Source organism: Tenacibaculum sp. FZY0031, assembly GCF_036350695.1.
Lineage (GTDB): Bacteria > Bacteroidota > Bacteroidia > Flavobacteriales > Flavobacteriaceae > Polaribacter.
Window position 1 is genome coordinate 1 of the sequence record NZ_JAZDVY010000003.1, and the last position, 17,933, is coordinate 17,933.

At 30.9% G+C, this 17,933-nt stretch carries 16 protein-coding genes and 1 other RNA gene; 9 read left to right on the plus strand and 8 right to left on the minus strand.

Going from position 1 to position 17,933, the window contains the following annotated elements; all coding sequences use genetic code 11:
- Positions 1 to 249 precede the first annotated feature (249 nt).
- Both V1T75_RS04330 and V1T75_RS04335 read right to left on the minus strand, forming a co-directional pair.
- Entirely contained in the window at positions 250 to 1,734 is a 1,485-nt protein-coding gene (locus tag V1T75_RS04330) for a S8 family peptidase (RefSeq protein WP_330487338.1), read from the minus strand.
- Between the two features lie 171 nt (positions 1,735 to 1,905).
- Positions 1,906 to 2,904, minus strand: coding sequence for a M28 family peptidase (locus V1T75_RS04335; protein WP_330487339.1), 999 nt, complete (start codon positions 2,902 to 2,904; stop codon positions 1,906 to 1,908).
- Between the two features lie 67 nt (positions 2,905 to 2,971).
- On the opposite strand from V1T75_RS04335, the gene kdsA reads away from it, so the two are divergent.
- The 4 genes from kdsA to V1T75_RS04355 all read left to right on the plus strand — a co-directional run bounded on the left by kdsA (position 2,972) and on the right by V1T75_RS04355 (position 6,855).
- Positions 2,972 to 3,790 (plus strand): 3-deoxy-8-phosphooctulonate synthase, encoded by an 819-nt coding sequence (gene kdsA, locus V1T75_RS04340; RefSeq protein WP_330487340.1) that lies wholly within the window; start codon positions 2,972 to 2,974, stop codon positions 3,788 to 3,790.
- A 39-nt stretch (positions 3,791 to 3,829) separates the two neighbouring features.
- Entirely contained in the window at positions 3,830 to 4,780 is a 951-nt protein-coding gene (locus V1T75_RS04345; RefSeq protein ID WP_330487341.1) for a transglutaminase domain-containing protein, read from the plus strand.
- Positions 4,781 to 4,870: 90 nt separating this feature from the next.
- Positions 4,871 to 5,767, plus strand: coding sequence for a hypothetical protein (locus tag V1T75_RS04350; protein WP_330487342.1), 897 nt, complete (start codon positions 4,871 to 4,873; stop codon positions 5,765 to 5,767).
- Between the two features lie 146 nt (positions 5,768 to 5,913).
- A complete protein-coding gene (locus tag V1T75_RS04355; RefSeq protein WP_330487343.1) occupies positions 5,914 to 6,855 on the plus strand; it encodes a transglutaminase domain-containing protein in 942 nt (313 codons plus the stop codon).
- Between the two features lie 11 nt (positions 6,856 to 6,866).
- Here V1T75_RS04355 and V1T75_RS04360 read toward each other — a convergent pair whose 3' ends face one another.
- Positions 6,867 to 7,235: a DUF1801 domain-containing protein gene (locus V1T75_RS04360; RefSeq protein WP_330487344.1), complete on the minus strand. Its 369-nt coding sequence runs from the start codon at positions 7,233 to 7,235 to the stop codon at positions 6,867 to 6,869.
- A gap of 78 nt (positions 7,236 to 7,313) precedes the next feature.
- Between V1T75_RS04360 and V1T75_RS04365 the strand changes: the two genes are divergently transcribed.
- Genes V1T75_RS04365 through V1T75_RS04380 form a run of 4 tightly spaced genes read left to right on the plus strand, consistent with a single transcriptional unit; the run spans position 7,314 to position 10,135 of the window.
- On the plus strand, positions 7,314 to 7,922 hold the full coding sequence (locus tag V1T75_RS04365; RefSeq protein ID WP_330487345.1) for a hypothetical protein: 609 nt from the start codon (positions 7,314 to 7,316) through the stop codon (positions 7,920 to 7,922).
- Positions 7,923 to 7,954: 32 nt separating this feature from the next.
- The gene (locus V1T75_RS04370) at positions 7,955 to 8,251 is read left to right on the plus strand and encodes a winged helix-turn-helix domain-containing protein (RefSeq protein ID WP_330487346.1); all 297 of its coding nucleotides are present in this window, start codon (positions 7,955 to 7,957) and stop codon (positions 8,249 to 8,251) included.
- 57 nt (positions 8,252 to 8,308) lie between these two features.
- Positions 8,309 to 9,694, plus strand: a complete 1,386-nt coding sequence (gene creD / locus V1T75_RS04375; protein WP_330487347.1) for a cell envelope integrity protein CreD — start codon at positions 8,309 to 8,311, stop codon at positions 9,692 to 9,694.
- Positions 9,695 to 9,754: 60 nt separating this feature from the next.
- A complete protein-coding gene (locus tag V1T75_RS04380; RefSeq protein ID WP_330487348.1) occupies positions 9,755 to 10,135 on the plus strand; it encodes a ribosomal maturation YjgA family protein in 381 nt (126 codons plus the stop codon).
- On the opposite strand, the gene V1T75_RS04385 is transcribed toward V1T75_RS04380, so the two are convergent.
- Both V1T75_RS04385 and V1T75_RS04390 read right to left on the minus strand, forming a co-directional pair.
- Positions 10,115 to 10,330: a DUF3820 family protein gene (locus tag V1T75_RS04385; protein ID WP_330487349.1), complete on the minus strand. Its 216-nt coding sequence runs from the start codon at positions 10,328 to 10,330 to the stop codon at positions 10,115 to 10,117. The genes V1T75_RS04380 and V1T75_RS04385 overlap by 21 nt on opposite strands.
- Before the next feature lie 40 nt (positions 10,331 to 10,370).
- The gene (locus V1T75_RS04390; RefSeq protein ID WP_330487350.1) at positions 10,371 to 11,579 is read right to left on the minus strand and encodes an NAD(P)-dependent oxidoreductase; all 1,209 of its coding nucleotides are present in this window, start codon (positions 11,577 to 11,579) and stop codon (positions 10,371 to 10,373) included.
- Between the two features lie 229 nt (positions 11,580 to 11,808).
- Here V1T75_RS04390 and ssrA point away from each other — a divergent pair.
- Positions 11,809 to 12,204, plus strand: a transfer-messenger RNA (tmRNA) gene (gene ssrA / locus V1T75_RS04395).
- Positions 12,205 to 12,344: 140 nt separating this feature from the next.
- Here ssrA and V1T75_RS04400 read toward each other — a convergent pair.
- From V1T75_RS04400 to V1T75_RS04410, 3 genes are all read right to left on the minus strand, one after another.
- Positions 12,345 to 13,649 carry a 5-methylcytosine restriction system specificity protein McrC gene (locus tag V1T75_RS04400; RefSeq protein ID WP_330487351.1) on the minus strand — a complete coding sequence of 435 codons (1,305 nt, stop codon included), beginning with the start codon at positions 13,647 to 13,649 and terminating at the stop codon, positions 12,345 to 12,347.
- Entirely contained in the window at positions 13,642 to 15,414 is a 1,773-nt protein-coding gene (locus V1T75_RS04405; protein WP_330487352.1) for an AAA family ATPase, read from the minus strand. The genes V1T75_RS04400 and V1T75_RS04405 overlap by 8 nt, the downstream gene beginning before the upstream one ends.
- Before the next feature lie 77 nt (positions 15,415 to 15,491).
- Positions 15,492 to 17,930 carry a hypothetical protein gene (locus V1T75_RS04410; protein ID WP_330487353.1) on the minus strand — a complete coding sequence of 813 codons (2,439 nt, stop codon included), beginning with the start codon at positions 17,928 to 17,930 and terminating at the stop codon, positions 15,492 to 15,494.
- Positions 17,931 to 17,933: the final 3 nt, after the last annotated feature.

The window sequence follows — 17,933 nt, forward strand, 5'->3', positions numbered from 1 at the left end:
TCTAACTCATTTAAACCTTTACCAGCATCTTCAAAAAAATTGAACGTTTTGTATTGGTTAAAATCTGTTTGACTATCGTAGTCATATACTACTTTAGAAGAGGCACAACCAATAATAACTAACAGAAAAAAATATTTGTAATACTTCATATATAAATTCTTTACAATGTGTTTCATCAAAAACTATACCTTATAAAAATACAAAAAGCCTCGTTTACACGAGACTTTTTTAAGGTTAGTTAGTTGATTTTTATTGAACTGCTTTTAACGCATCAATATTTCCATATCCAAACTCTGAATGTTTGTTTGGATAAAAATCAGCGGATTCTTTCATTTTTTGCAATACTTGCTCTCTTGACCAACTTGGGTGCTTTGCCCATACCAATGCGGCAATACCTGCTGTGGTAGCAGTTGCTACAGATGAACCTCCTACATAATTTGCTTGACCATCATAATAACTCAATACAGGAATTTTATTATCCGTTCCGTTAGTACGTTGCATTTGTACCGTAAAATCAATTTGTGATCCGGTATGACATACATCACACTTGCTATACTGTCCCTCTTTAACACCTGTTACCGCAACAGTTTCAGACATACTTGCTGGAAAAATTACTCCGTACCAAGTAGTAAATGAAGTAGACGTTCCTCCTGCAGCTAAAATCATCTTTCCTTTGCTATGTGCGTACTTTACTGCATCCGATACATTCCCAATACTAAACGGAGAACCTAATGACATAGAAATAACTTTTACGTCACTTCTATTTGCCAATGCTGTTAATGCTTCAACAACACCTCTTTTTTCATGGTAATCATCAATTACTACATTTTCAACAGCTCTATACGTTACTAAGTTTGCATTATAAGCAACACCTACAGGTAAATTGTCATTATTTCTTGGAGCTGTAGCTACTGCTGCCATTTTGGTTCCATGACCACACTTGTCATTTACTCCGTCATAATTATTAGACCATGCCCACCAAGAATCTACAAAGGTTCCATACTTCTGAACTGTTCTTCCTGATGAATATCCATCATTAAAGTATTGATTCATCCATTTTTGCTCCGGTGACAATCCAGAATCAACCACCGCTACAGTTACACCTGACCCTGTACTATAATTCCATGCTTGAGAAATATTGTGCGCATCAAAAGACCATGGTAATCTAGCCCCTGGTGATACTGTACGGTAATCACTCGTACTTAAACTTGCTGTACCATAGCCACATCCTGAAGAACCTGATGAATCTGATTTAGCTTGAGCAGTTGACTCTAAAAAACGATATCCTCCTGGTTCTATATAACGAACTCTGCTGTCTTTTAATAAGACATTTATTGTTTCCTTGTTGGTAACTTTAATGTCTAATACATTAATATTTTCGTTTACATATAGTTCCGTTTCTCCTTTTGCTGAAGTAGGCTCAAAGCTTCTTACTAAGGCTAGCAACTCGTTTTTAATATTGGAACTTTCTTCACTCTTCGCATAGTTATTTTTTGAAGTACCGTAGCCTATAGTCAAGATATTTTCTCCATGATTCACTGCACTCCATATTGTATGAGCATCTTGTGACATCCATGTAAAATCTCCAGTTTCTTCTAAAGATGTCTTAATTTTTGAATTGATTTCTTTTTTGGTAAGTAAATCTTGATCTTGTTTTATGTCTAATGTTTCCTCATTATTAGAACAAGAGATCATAGTTAAAACAACCGTTAGGCTTAAAAGTGTTTTTTTCATTTCCGAAGGGGTTTAAATTAAAACTTTTCGAATATAGTAAAATTTTAATACAATTTTAACATTTTAACCAATTTACCCCGTATAGAATTAACGTTTTATTAAAAACACAGTACCTAGTTCCAATAAAAAAGGAGCTCAAGGCTCCTTCTTTACATTAAGTTTTCAATATAATTACTCCATTTTTACTCTAGTAGGTGTATCTTTTCCTTCAATAATGCTTTGAGTTCCTCTAGCAACTGCTTTTACAGTTTCTGTTAACACAGTCATATTTAGGGTTTCAGCTTCATCTGTTACTTTATGATAATCTGCATCGATATCAATTGGAGTGGTTGAAAAGGTATGAGACGGTACCCCTAAACGCGCTAAAGAAGCATTATCTGATCGTAAGAACAATTGAAATTTAGGGTATGGATCTGGAAATAGCTTGTATCCTGATCCTTCCAAGTTCTTTTGAATTATTTTCCCAAAATCCGATTTATCAAAACCAGTTAACCATGCAGTTTTTGGTCCTGTTTTAGGTTGTTTCCCAATTAATTCTAAATTAATTCCCGCTACAAACTTATTCGCATCAATTCCTTTTCCAAAATACTCAGAACCTACCAATCCCATTTCTTCAGCAGTAAAACATACAAACAAAATACTACGCTCATTGTTTCCCTTTTTAGCATAATATTCAGCTAATGATAATACACCAGTAACACCAGAAGCATCATCGTTCGCACCATTAAAAATTCTATCTCCTTCCCCGTCTTTCTTTACTCCTAAATGATCGTGATGAGCTGATACAATAACAAATTCATCTTTTTTAGACCTCCCTTCTAACAAGCCTATGATATTGCTCATTTTGATTCCTTTATACTCAAAATTTTGGCGATATGTAGTTAATGTGTCAAAAGTTTTTAAGCCAATTCTTTTGTATTCATTTTCTATATATTGAGTTGCTTTTTCCATTCCCTCAGTGCCTGGTTTTCTACCCTCCATTTCATCTGAAGCAAGTGTGTATAGGTGTTTTCTTACTAAAACAGAATCAATTAACTCTTCTTTATTTTGTTTTTTCTGAGTTACCTCTACAGTATTCATAGCAACTTCGTTACTAGTATTTTTAGTTTGCTTACACGACAGTAAAACTGATACACTTACAAGTGCTAATGGATATAAAACTTTTTTCATTCTTTATTTATTTAAAAGCCTAAATATAGCCAATTTAATTTCTTAATTTTGTTGAAAATTTTTAAGGATGGCTTTAACTGATATTCCAAACATAAAACATACTGATTCTAACAATTTTTTCTTGCTTGCTGGTCCTTGTGCTATCGAAGGAGAAGATATGGCGATGCGAATTGCTGAAAAAATAATTACCATTACTGATACATTAGAAATTCCTTATGTATTTAAAGGAAGTTTTAAAAAAGCGAATCGTAGTAGAATAGATAGTTTTACAGGTATTGGTGATGAAAAAGCTTTAAAAATTTTACGCAAGGTTTCTGAAACTTTTAATGTTCCTACCGTAACCGATATTCATGAGGTTTCTGATGCTGAAAAAGCAGCCCAATATGTAGATGTATTACAAATTCCTGCTTTCTTAGTTCGTCAAACCGATTTAGTAGTTGCTGCTGCAAAAACTGGTAAAGTTGTGAATTTGAAAAAAGGACAATTTATGAGTCCTGAAGCTATGCAACATGCGGTAAAAAAAGTTCATGATGCTGGAAACCAAAAAGCATGGATAACAGATAGAGGTACTATGTTTGGGTACCAAGATATGATTGTTGATTTCCGCGGAATTCCTACGATGCGTGAATACGCTCCTACGGTATTAGATGTTACCCATTCTTTACAACAACCCAACCAATCAAGTGGTGTTACTGGTGGGCGTCCTGACATGATTGAAACTATTGCTCGCGCTGGTGTGGTTAATAATGTTGATGGATTATTTATCGAAACTCATTTTGATCCTGCTAATGCTAAAAGTGATGGTGCAAACATGTTACATCTTGATTATTTAGAAGGTTTACTAACTAATTTAGTAACCATTAGAAAAACTATTAATAATTTATAGGCACAGTTTTTGTTTCATACAATTGTTTTTAGCTCATATATGAAACGACTTCTTTTTTTATTCTTTCTAGTTACTACTATCGTAAGTGCGCAAGACTTTTCTTTAATTGAAGAAAAAGTAAATAGTTATCCTAAATTTAATGAAGTAGAACGTCTAGCTCAGCAGATAGCAAGCGATTTTAAAACTGAAGAACAACAGGTACAGGCTGCCTTTTATTGGCTTGCTCATAACATACAGTATGATTTAGATGCATACTATCGTCCTAAAGACAAACGAATTTCTTTTAGATACAGGAATGAGCAAGAAAAGTTTGAAAAGTTACAGGCTATAAAAGATGATATTGTGACTAAAACTTTAGTTACCCGTAAAGCAATATGTGAAGGCTATGCACAAACTTTCGCTAAAATATGCTCTATACTTGAAATTGAAAACGAAGTTATAAAGGGGTATATCAGAAATTCATCAAATGATATAGCCAAGCCTAAAACCAACTCTAATCATGCTTGGAATGCTGTTAAACTAAATGATCACTGGATTTATATTGATGCCACTTGGGCAGCTGGATTTGTGATAAATAACAAATGGCAACCCTTTTTTAATACTTATTACTACAACATTCCTAAAGAAAAATACTTTAGAACACACTTTCCTGAAAAAACACTCTGGCAATTAAGAGTTGGAAGAATAAATAAAACGGATTTTTACAATCAACCTATTTATACTGCTCCTTTTTTACAATCAAAATTAGAGCTAGTTGCTCCTTTAAAAGGGATATTAGACAAAAATGCTACTATTGAACTAAAAATTAAAAATATACCCCCAAATCAATCAGTTTTTTTAGGGTATAGTGGATATCGATATGCTGTAAAACCTGATAAAATATCTACTAAAAATAATAGTACTACCATTACGACAACCCCGCTTGAAAATAGCAAACAGTTATTTTTAATCATCGATAAAGAGGTTATGCTTGAGTTTTTGATTGAATAGTAATATTTTCTTCTTTTGAGTTATTAAAGTAGATTTCTCTGTAATGATTTAAAAGAAACTCGACAAAGGGAGAAAATAAACTAACATTACATGAAAAAATTTGACGCCCTCCTATCCACATTTCTTTTATTAGGAATCTCAGTAACCTCTTATGGTCAAGGCCTATATGATGGTTTTACTCCAAAGAAAAACACTTTATCTATTACGACTTCATTTGCGAGAAGTGAATATGAAAAATTTTACTTAGGTAAAACGAAACAAAACGCAGTTCCTGTTCATGAAAAAATTAACCAGAACATTTATTCTCTTTATGCCAAATATGGTATTACTGATCGGTTTTCAGCTATTGTAAGCATTCCTTTTATCGATGCAACAAACACTAGTAATCAAGCAGATCCAGTAAACGGATTAACTTCTACCTCTGAGTTACAAGACATTTCACTTGCCTTAAAGTTTAATGCGCATAAATTTCAGTTTAAAAAAGGAGACTTAAATATCATAACTGGTATTACTGCCGTTATCCCTACAGGATATGAACCAAACGGAATATTATCTATCGGTAATGGAGGTTTTGGTTTTGATATAAAAGCTGGTTTACACCTCAACACAAACGCTGGCTTTTTCTCTACCATTTTTGCGGGTTATAACTTAAGAGGAAATGCTGATAATAATTTAACTCCTGGTGGTGACTTTGGTGTCCCTAATGCCTTTACCACTACTGGTAAAATTGGTTATGCCAGTAGCTTTATTTATGTAGAAGCTTGGGCAGATTATTATAACTCAGAAGAAGGAGTAGACATTGGAACTCCTTCATTTAAAGGAAACTTCCCTGAAACTGATGTAGATTATAAAAGTGTTGGTGTAACTGTTTATAAAAATATTATTCCTAAACTAGGAATTGGTGTTGGTTACGGTAAAGTAATAGATGGTAGAAATATTGGTGAGTCTTCTACTTACTCTGTAAGCCTAACATATAATGTGCTATAATCAAATACAACTATTTACTAATAACAAAAAAGAGCTTTTAAAAAGCTCTTTTTTGTTTATCTAATTGTTACTTTTTAAGAAATATAAGTTGTTCTTTCTTTTTGCTAGTTTTTTTTATCTTTATAAGATACTAAATAAGACGCGCTATGAAAAAAATATTGATCCTTTTTATTCTTTTTAATAACATATCCTTTTCTCAAATATCTAAAAACAACAATTTAACTCCTTATCATCAGGTAAAGTCCACCAAACAATTAGCGCAACTAATTAATCATAATTTTAACTCAGATATGGAGAAAGCAAAGTTTCTTTTCTCTTGGTTAACTTCGAATATTCGATTTTACTCGAGTTCAAATAACTCTACCCTTAAAGAACCCAAACTTATTGTGTACTATAATGATGATGATCTTAAAAGAAGAAGGAAGATTATTAATGATAAAATTGCAGAAAAAACAATTTTATCGAAAGAAGGGGTGTGTTTAGGAATCTCCATAACGTTTAAAAAAGTTTGTGATTTACTTAATATTGAAAACGAGTTAATCAAGGGATATACTAAAACTTCGCCCGACGACATTGGTAACAAACCAAAGTTTAAAAATCATGCCTGGAATGCTGTTAAAATAAACAACGAATGGATTTTAGTTGATGCAACTTATGGAATTAAATTTGATTCAGAACTCCTTAAACAAGTTCCTAATTTCAATTACTTTAACATTTCTAAAGAAAAAATTAGACTAACACATTATCCAAGTACTAAAAAATGGTTGGATTATATAAATCAAGCTCCATTAAATTCCTTTAGCCATTTACCTATGGTTTGGGAACCTTTTTTGGAAAGTAATGCTAAAATAGTATCTCCGATTAATGGCAAATTAAATAGCAATAAAAATATTTTCATCACTTTAAAAAACCTAGCTTCTAACACTAATATTACCTATAAGTACAAACAAGATATACATGCTAAAAATCCATCTGTAACCAATAATGGGGCTTATACAAACATTGCTATTGATAAAATTAAACCAGGAGTTTTAACATTGTACTTTAATAATAAATCTGCTTTGTCATACCTCATAGCTTCAAAATAGCCTCGGAGGTATTATTTCTTCCAAAAACCTTTATGGTTGTGTTTTGCTACTTCTTCTATGACTTCAAATAGTATTTTTTCATTGATTTCTTCTACTGAAGTATAACGCAGTGATTTTACCACCGCTCTCCCTTCTGAAACTAAAAAAGTATCAAAATCCTGTAAAATACCTTTTGCCCAAAATCCAACATCAACAAAACCCTTTTTATGAGAGGCATTGATATAACACAATTGCTTCCCATTGATATAATATACTGGAATTTTCCATTTGTATTTTAATTCTAAATTTTGAAAATTCCCTTCTATCAGTACTTGTAAATGCAGTAAAATAGACTTGAATGGCTCGGGTTGTTTGAGTATGTATTCTTCAGCTGGTTTCATTCTTTCAAAAATACATTAAATTTTTATTTGTTTGTTTCACAAAATTAAACTTACTTTGTTTTTCAAAGTTCTTTAAAAATGAGTTCAGAAGATTATTTAAGAGACATATCAGAAATTAAAAACCTAATGAATAAATCATCAAGATTTATATCATTAAGCGGCTTGTCTGGTATTTTAGCAGGAATATATGCCTTAATTGGAGCTGCTTATGCGTATTGGTTAGTCAATAATAATTCAAATGGTTATTTGATGCTTGATGGAAAAATTTTCCAAATGGTCATCTTTGATTTATTGCTAGTTGGTTTTTTGAGCATTACTACCGCTATCTTTTTAACCACGAGAAAAGCTAAAAAGAACGGTGAAAAAATTTGGGATGCCACCACAAGAAGGTTGCTATTAAATTTCCTTATTCCTCTGGTTTCTGGGGCCATCTATATCATTATTATTTTAGGACATCAAAAATATGGGCAAACTGGTGCTTTAATGTTACTTTTTTATGGCTTAGCATTAATCAATGCTTCTAAATATACTGTAGGTGATATTAAGTATTTAGGGTATACTGAAGTTGTTTTAGGACTTATTGCTGCAATGTTACCCGGTTATGGTTTTTGGTTTTGGGTTCTAGGATTTGGAGTTATGCATATTGTTTACGGTACTGTCATGTATTTTAAACACGATAGAAAATAAGCACTATTTTCGAACTTTAAAATTTATCTTTTTTGAAAAACATTATTCTAAATATAAACAAAGCTTTTGATCATAGAATCAGACTGGGAATTATGTCTGTTCTTATGGTTAATGAATATGCTGAGTTTACTACCCTAAAAGAATTATTAGGTGCTACAGATGGTAATTTGGCAAGCCATACTAAAGCCTTAGAAAAAGTTGAATTTATTAGAATAGAAAAGCAATTTATTGGAAGAAAACCCAACACTCGATATTATGCTACAGAGCTTGGTAAACTGGAGTTCAAAAAACATATTGATGCCTTAGAAAAACTAATTAAAAATAAATAACACTAATTTTTTTATAATCAAACTTTGAATTTCAAAGTTCTTTTAAACAACAAAACTATGGAAATATCTAACAAACAAAACGGAAGATTCGGCAAGTGGGTAAAAACATCAATTACAGCCAGAATGCTAATGATTGGTTTTTTAATTCTCATCCTTTTAATTCCTTTATCTTTTATTAAAAGTTTAATTGTTGAGCGAATGAATCGACAACAAGAAGTGGTACAAGAAATCAATCAGAAATGGGGTAAAGAGGTATTGTTATACGGTCCTATTTTAAAAGTTCCGTACAAAACTTATAAAGAGAAATTTGTTCGAAATCAAAAGACAAAAGAAACTCAAACCGAGATTGAAGAAAAAATTAAATATGCTTACTTTTTTCCGAAGAAACTAAATATCAAATCTTCTATAAATCCTGAAGAAAAAAAGCGTGGTATTTATAAAACAGCAGTGTATAAAAGTAAGATAGATATCGATGGAAGTTTTTCGAAACCTGATTTTAGTGAAAAAGAAATCAATGAGGAAGATATCCTTTGGAACAAAGCACGCTTAATTATCAAAACTTCTAATTTAAAAGGGGTGAATAATTTGGTGGAAATAAAACTACATAAAAATACCTACGCTTTTACTTCTAAATATGAAGATGATGCTAGTAATGAAAAAGCCTACTACAATTATTTAAACCTTCATAAATTAGAAAGTAAATTTTTAAATGAAGAAGACCTTCCTAAAAAATCAGACACGAACTTTAATCTATCACTAAGCATCAATGGTAGCAAACAAATCCGTTTTATTCCTATCGGAAAAGAAACAACTGTTCATATAAATTCTGACTGGAAAACCGCTAATTTTATTGGAGAATACCTTCCTTTTAACTCCGACAAAATCTCTGATAATGGTTTTGATGCCAGATGGAAAATATTAGATATTAACAGACCTTTTTCTCAGCAATCTTTTACTGGAATTCCTAACTTAAAAAAATATGCTTTTGGTGTAAACTTCATGATTCCTGTAGACGAATATCAAAAAAGTGAACGATCTGCTAAATATGGCTTTTTGGTTATTGGACTTACCTTCTTAATTTTCTTTCTAATTCAAACCATGAGTAAAATATCCATTCATCCCTTTCAATATTTAATGATTGGTGTTGCCTTAACCATGTTCTATACGTTACTTATTTCTATTTCAGAACATAGTAGCTTTTTAAAAGCCTATGTAATAGCATCAATAGCTGTAGTATTGCTAATTTCTTTGTATTCGAAATCCATTTTAAAGGGTGTTAAATTCCCCTTATTTATTGGAGCTTCTCTTAGCACATTATATGCCTTTATTTTTGTAATTATTCAGCTTGAAAATTATGCGCTATTAGTAGGTAGCCTAGGGTTATTTATAATTCTTGCTTCAGTGATGTATGCTTCAAGAAAAATAGATTGGCAAAACGATTAATTAATACTACTTAATAAGCAAACTATCATACAGTATGATAGTTTGCTTAAAAATATGAATATGAGATTCAATCGAAAACACTTCCTTACCTTTATCTTTCTTCTTTTGCTAGAAATTATAATAGCTCAATCTTCAGGTTTTATAAGACATACTTTTGGTGACTTCTTAGTCGTTATCTTACTCTTTTATTTGGTGAAAGCGTTCTTTTATCTCTCTAATAAAACCGTGGCCGTTTCTGTGTTAATTTTTGCTTATATCGTAGAATTTTTACAGTTAACTCCTCTTTTAGAATTTCTCGGTTTAGAAAATAACCGATTGGCAGTAATCGTATTTGGTGCTACTTTTAGTATTGGTGATTTAGTAGCTTATACCTTAGGAATTGTCACTGTTTTACTTTTAGAAAAATTTTTAACTCGCAAATTATCTTCTAATCTTTCGTAAAATGTCTTCTAGTCCGTTTAACTTCAATTCGTAAACTAGCTCTAGCATTGTGCCTAGTTTTCCTTGTGGAAATCCTTTATTCTTATACCAAACAATATAATACTCAGGAATGTCAATTAAATACGTTCCTTTGTATTTACCAAAAGGCATTTTCATGTTTGCTGTATCGATTAAAAACTGTTTGTCTGGTATCATCTTAAATAAAAAATCCCGCCGAAGCGGGAGTTAATGTGTGTTATTCTTTTCCGTCTACGTACTCTTGCAAATATGCATAACGTTCGGTTAATTGACCAGTATTTGTTGTCATTTTTGCACGAGCTAAAATTCCGTCTTTATCATCGTTATAAAAAGCAGGAATTACATGCGCTAAAAACATTTCTCCAAAACCTTCACTTGCATCTTTTGGCAACTCACACGGTAAATTGTCAACCGCCATTACGGTAATGGCTTTTTCATCTTTAAAATCAATTTCTGATTCTGTTTCTGGGTTATAACCATAAATAGGATCTGCAATTGTTGATGCACGAAGTGTTGTAGCTACTGGTCCATCAATATCACATGAAATATCTGCTACATACTTTATTCTAAACTCAGGGTGTTTTGCATCTTCACGTGTAAATAAATACGGAGCACCATCTCCATAAAAATGACCCGCTATAAAGAAATCGGTTTGTTTCGCATAGGCCATAAAATTACTTTCATATCCAGTAGGGTCTTTATAAAACTCAAACTTATCTCCTACTTTACCATCTTTACGTTTGGCGTACTCCATTACATCCGCTATACAATATACTGGCTCAGTAAACTCACTTGTTAAATACAAAGCATCACTTACTTGTTTAATTTGTAAATGATCTAAAATTTCTTGGGCTCCTTTTGCTACTTTTCCAGTTCCAGTCAATAAAATTTTAATGTTCGGTAAGGTAATTTTGTCCAATGCTGCTTTTACAGCATCTAAATCTGCTAAGGTTTCTACTTTCGGTAAAGTAAACAATTCTTCTCGTATACCTAAGGCTCTAAATCCGTTATATGCCCCTACCAAACCTGCATAACGACCAAAACCAATTAAACGTGCTCCGTTTTCTTGTATAATGGTTTCATGGTCAAACATTTCTATATTTTTCTCTAGCATGGCTTTTAACAACTTACGGTTATACGGCTGCTTTTTTATAGTATGACTAAAGAAAAAGTATTTTTTATTCGGTAGTAAATTGTCTACAGGAACTTCTTTTACCCCTAGTAACACATCACAATCAGAAATTTCATTGGTTACCTCAAAACCTGCTTTTTTATAAGCTTCATCAGAAAAAACTCGGATATCAGAACTCTCCACTACTATTTCTGCTTGAGGAAACTGTTGTTTAAACTCTTGCAATTTTTCTGGAGAAAACACGACTCTTCTATCAGGTGGATTTTTACGTTCTTTTATAATTCCGAATTTCATAATTGATCTTGTATTAAAATTAAACAATTTTACATATAATGTTATAGTTTATAACAATTGCAGCGAAAATACTCGTTTTAAAATGATTGTACAAGTAGTATTTTTTTATATTTGCATCCTCTTGTTTTGGCAAAACTGTTTTACAGCCCTGCCAAACGAAATTGTATAGAATTACAAAGATTATCTGGTATATTTTTTGCGGAGATATTTATAGCATCTTTGACATATTGGGGACGACTGGTTTTGACAGCAAGATTAGTGAAAATGTAAGCATACCGAGGAGTGAAATGACAACTCGTTAAACTTATTTCAACCATTTAAACGGCGAAGATAACTACGCTTTAGCTGCTTAATCTGAATTAATAGTAAGATAGAGCCTCGGCGCACTAGGTGCGCAAGCTGAATGTCCACGAAAAGCCTTGGTTTACGGCGTTTCACTTTTGGGCATCGTAAAAGTAAACATAGAAAACTTAGGGCTTCGATAGGTTTTCGAAACTAAAGAAGATAAGTTAAGATTGGGCAGTTTTTGGTCAGGTCTTAATCGAAAATAAAACAAAAACTAAGTATGTAGAAAGCCTTTGAGCTGCTTGTTTGGACCCGAGTTCGATTCTCGGCGTCTCCACAAATAAACCCTGTAAGCATTGTGTTTACAGGGTTTGTTGTTTTTGGGTGTCAATTTAGGTGACAGTTTTTGTGTCTATTTTAGAATATTTTTTGTTTTTTTTACCAAATGATTAGATAACTAATTTTTATTGGTCAATTATATTAAGTTAAAAGTTCTTTTTCAATAAAAAATAATAGTTCATTTGAAGATTGATTAAACTTAAGCAGCGAATCTTCCGTACTGTCTATATCATCAATGTTAATACCACTAATTACAAACTTTGTATAATCATTCAAAATGCTATTAACAGGTTCTTTTTTGATATTGTTTGTAGTAATAGGATATAACAAACCTGAAATTACTAATTGATTCTTCTTATTGTAATATGCCTTATAAGTATGAATTTGAAAGAAATCTGATCTATCAACATCTAAATAATGACCTTTCATAAGTTTATATTTAGCATCAAAAACAGCTACCTTATTACCTTTGCTTAATACAATGTCTGGAATTAATTTACGAGAATAAAAGCTACCTTTATAGGATTGTATTGTTTCAGATTCTACTTGCCATCCTTCAAGTTTAAACTTTTCTTGAAAGATTTTTAATAAATACATTTCCCAAATTTCAGCCATATCTAAAAAGAATGCGTAACCGTGCTTATTTGAAGCTTGATTATTCATTGTTTTGTTGGCTAAAATGGATATTGATAAATCTAATACTTCTTTGAAGGATTGATATATTTTTGGCAATTTAGAAGTATCGTAGAATAATTGTCGATTTAAAGATTTACCTCTCGCTAATTCTAATTGGTGTATTATTTGAATTGCGTTTTTTGGTAGTTTATTTATTTGTGGTAAACCGTAACTTTTTGATAGTTTTTTAAATGTTTCATATAACAATGATGCTATATCTGGGTTAATCGTTTTTTCATAACTTGACGATATTAACTTATTGTTATTTTTATAAGGTAATATACTATCTCTAACTTCTAACTTACCCTTTATTTGTGCTCCTGAAAAAACTCTTTTCTTATTAGTACGTGGTAAACCATACTTATTTGCCTGTATTAATTTAGATAACCAAATTTTAGCTATTATACGTTTTATGTAATCATCTGTGGTGTCAGATTTACTTAATGATTGCTTACTCTTTGCGAATTTGAAATTAAAAATGACTTCTAATAATTCATATAAAAATAATTCACCAAATCTTGGTTTAATAATAATTTGATATTCTACCTCTTGAAATGTAAATGAAATTTCTCCTACAAATCTATTCACCCACCATTGATTATTATAATAATTAAAAACAGGTTCGGCATCTCTTTCTTTATCAGAAAAATGGAAAAATGAATTTTTAGAAATAACTTGAGAGTTAACAAATTGAATTATGTCATAACTCAACTTATTACCAATACAAGTGCTTTCCTTTAAATGAATTATATGCTTAATAGTATTATTCAAGTGATGCTTTAAAGAAGGTGTTGTTTAAATCATTAATTGTTTTCTTCTTTTCATCTTCTTCAACGTTGCCCAAATAAGCTTCTAAAATAGGTTGAATAGAAATATCCCAAAGAATAGATGCAGGACCATTGGCTCTGAATAATTTATCTTTAATTCTATTTGTTTTATTATTAATAGCTTTAAAAGATGAATATATATCAACTATTTCAGCGAAAAACGTATGACCAATTTCAAACTGTTTTCCTAATTCTTCAGCATTAGATATGGCAATATTTAAAGCATTAGAAGCATTTACTAAACGTTCAACATCTCTATGTGATAAGCCTGCCTTTTGTTTTTCATTTTTTAAATAAACAATATCTTGTAAGATAGCTGAATTGTAACCGTAAGGGAACCATAAAAAACGACGTCTTAAAGCGAAATCTATTTGCTCTAAAGAAAAGTCAATTTCATTCATAGTACCGATAATGTATAAATTATCTGGTATGTTTAATTTGAAGTTACCAACTGCTGTTACAATATCTTCATTTCTATTTTCCATTGCTGAAAAAACTTCCCCAAAGACTCTTGATAAATCAACACGATTGATTTCGTCTAATATTAAAACGTGAGGCAGATTATCACTATCGTTTTTTGCTAAATCACAATACTCAAATAGTTTGCCTTTTTGAGGTTTGGTTTGGTCTTCAACCAATTGCATACCTGCAACAAAATCTTCGTATGTATAATTTGCGTGTAATTGAAGTCTATGTATTCTATTATTAACAATTGATTCACTATTTGAAAAGAAGGTATCAAGATTCCCTTTATTTTTAAGATAGCTTTCTTTTATAAGTGCATTTGCTATTGTATTTGCAGAATGCGTTTTACTTGTTCCTGGTGGGCCATATAAAACAATCGCTTTTTTGTATAATATTGCTTGTAATTCATCATAAGGTATATCACTTGCACTATAATTCCATAGCTTTTTTAGGTCATTTTCGTAGAAGTCAAAACCATTATTCCTCCATTTATTTAGCTTTTCTCTTATTAATAAAATACATTCATCAGCATTGGTGTTTTCACCTTCTTCTTCCTTAATTAGCGACCTAAATGTATGGTAAATTTGAGCTTTATGACCATTAGAAGCAATTCTTTCGTAACGATCTGGAAAAGCACAATATGTTAATATATTATACATCGTAAGAGACTTATCTTGAAATCTTTCTCTAAATTTTGCATCTACAGGATATTTCTCTTTCTCTTGATAGTATTTAAGATATAAGCAAATTGCTTCTACCCATTTTTTTAATTCTTCTAAATCAGCATCTTCAGATTGTTTTTCAATAAGTGTTTTAATCAATTCTATATTAAATGCTATTTCCCAATATTTATTGGTTTTATGAAATTGACCAGCACTACCAAAACCGTATTTATACGGTTCATCTTTTATTTTTGAATCCTCTAAACCGGTTATTACTTTGGTGTAATTTTTCTTTGTTGCTGTTTGCAAGTCATTCACAGAATAAGACCATAACCACTCTGCGTGTGCAAAAACAAGTTTTTCATTATATGATGCTCCTTCAAATTGACTTGCTAACTTTTCTTGAAATTTTAAGTCCTTTTCATCATTATAATTTTCAATAAACCTACCTTGAATACTATTTATAGTTTCAATAGAAAGTATATTCGTATCATCCGTTAAAATGCTGTTTTTATTAATTATAAATGAATTGATAAATTCATCAAAAAGCTCGTGTATTCTTGACCAATTAGGATTTCTCATTTTTTAAAATTTAATTTTATCTACTAATGCACTCTCTAGTTTTATCAATGTTTTCCATATTAAAAATAGTATGAAATTTATAAACCTAAAGATGTAACATATTTTGGGTATTTCTCTTTAAAACTTAATATAGCTTTTGATAAAGAGCTTTCTGTATTTTGAAGCTGTATATAACAATTTTCCATACTTCGTGTAATAGCCATTAATACCCAAGTAGCTGCATACATCGCACGTCTTTTATCTGGTGTTAGCTGGTCGAATAGCGATTCTAACAAATAATTATCAGCATCTTTTTCAAGTGTTTTCTGTTCAAAAAACTCATCCAAATTAAAGCACATCACTGACCAAGCTTCTATACCTCTACAAGATTCATAATAGATTGAACGAACAGATAAAGAACCTGGTGGACTTAAACTACGCTTATCTACATTACCAGTTGTATTCCAGAAAAATGTATCTCCTATTTTAGATTGTGCTTCAGTAATAAGCGACCATTCATTTTTATTTTTACCAGCATCTTTAACAATATTGTCATATTCATTAACAGATACAGACGTTTCTTGTTCTATTGCAAATTCATTTTTACTATTACTTTCAGCAGATGTTAAAAGTAATAATGATTCATAATTAGTACATCCTTGTCTTTCTCCAATTGTTTTGAGTTTTTTAACGGATTCAATATGTTTTTCATTAGATTTTGAGAAGTCAATGAATATACTTCCGTGATCTTCTGTATCTATTGGTTCAATATCAAGCTCTATTTCATACCAAGCAGCAATATGATTCGCAAGTGCTGCAATAGCAGGTTTCATTCTATATGATTTACGACGCTTTTGATATTTATGATATTCTATTTTTTGACTACGTGATATGTGCCAATCACACAATTGAGAATAACGAATTAGCTGTTCTTTACCTCCATTAGCAATTACTATATTATTACTTCCAAAAATACTATAAAGAATATCTCTCTCTAATGGATGACAATCTTGTGCTTCATCAATGTATGCTATTCTTCCTGCCCTAAAACCGCTTATACCTTTTTTATAACGTGTTTTTAGCTTTTCTAAATTTATCTTACCACTACCATCTTTTTCAAGAATATTAGGTTGTAATGCCATTACATTTTCTAACAAATCATACTTACTAACTACATCTAAATCACTTAAAAATGCATCTAAATTGGAAGCAGCTTGAAGGATACGTTCTAAAACTTTATGGTAGTCTTTTAAAAATATATTTGAGCTTTCAAGATTGCTAAGTTTATCCACTTTATCATTACGATAGATTCTAAATTCTTTTGCAGTTTCTTCTTGGTTTGGTAAACGTTTTAAAGATTCTAAATGTTGAATAAATAAGATTGCTTCACGTTTAGTACCTTCAGCTATATTCCATTTGCTTTGAACATACATTAAAAGTTTAGCAAGACTGATATCATTTTCTGTATTTCTAACAGAATTGAAATATGCTTCAATTTGTACCCATCTGGAATCTAATGTTGCTGTTAATTCTTTTATACGTTTTTCAGTAAGTAATAATAGTACTCCTATTTTTTTTGCAACTCTATAAAAATAACCGTAAATTGTGTATGTGGTAGTAGGTTGTTTTCCTTGTCTGTCGTCTGGTGACAACTGATTTGTAAAACTTTGTATTTGTGAGGAAATATCATAAACTAATACGTGATTGTAGGTTAAAAACACGCCTTTACGCCCTTCAACACTTAATCGTAACATCCATTTTAATATGTCTGATGATTTACCTGTTCCTGCTTTTCCATTTACCTCAACTAATTTCTGGCCAATATTCTTATAAGCTTTAGTTGAAGCATCATCTAATTTATTTTGAATTCTGTCAATCTTTTTCTTCGTAATATATCCATCTTCACTATCCTTTGAAGCACGCTCAAAAATTTGCCTAATTTGACTCTCAAACAGTACATCACTAGCATACCATTCCTTATATCCAGGCCATTTAAAATAATGATTCAACTTAATTATTTCTTCTACCTTATCATAAGTAAATTGCTTATCTATTAAAATATTATTAGTAGTAAAAGAACTTGAATTATTTTTAATCCAAGTTATTGGATGGACCGTAATATACTTTCTATCTAAATTACAATTACTACTTAAATAGTTAGTTAAACCCCATTTAATTTTATTGGCGTTATCTTCAAAATCTACATAAGCACCATCAATTTCTACTAAACCATTATCTATTTTAATATTCGAATTTGTGTATTCATTTACTATAGATACTGCAATAATTTGATTTTTTACATAATGCCTATCATTAGCGATTTCTACTCTATACCAGCTTCTATCTTTTTTCGGAATATTTAATAATACAATAAAATCAACGGTTGCTTGTGACGATACTGAAACAGGGAAGTTATTTAAAATAATAACTTCTGCTTCTTGACAGGTTGCACTTAATTTTTCAATTATTGATTCTTTTAAAGCCACATAATTTAAGTCTGCATTTGTACCGTTTATTTTAGATAAAATTAGTTCCATAAT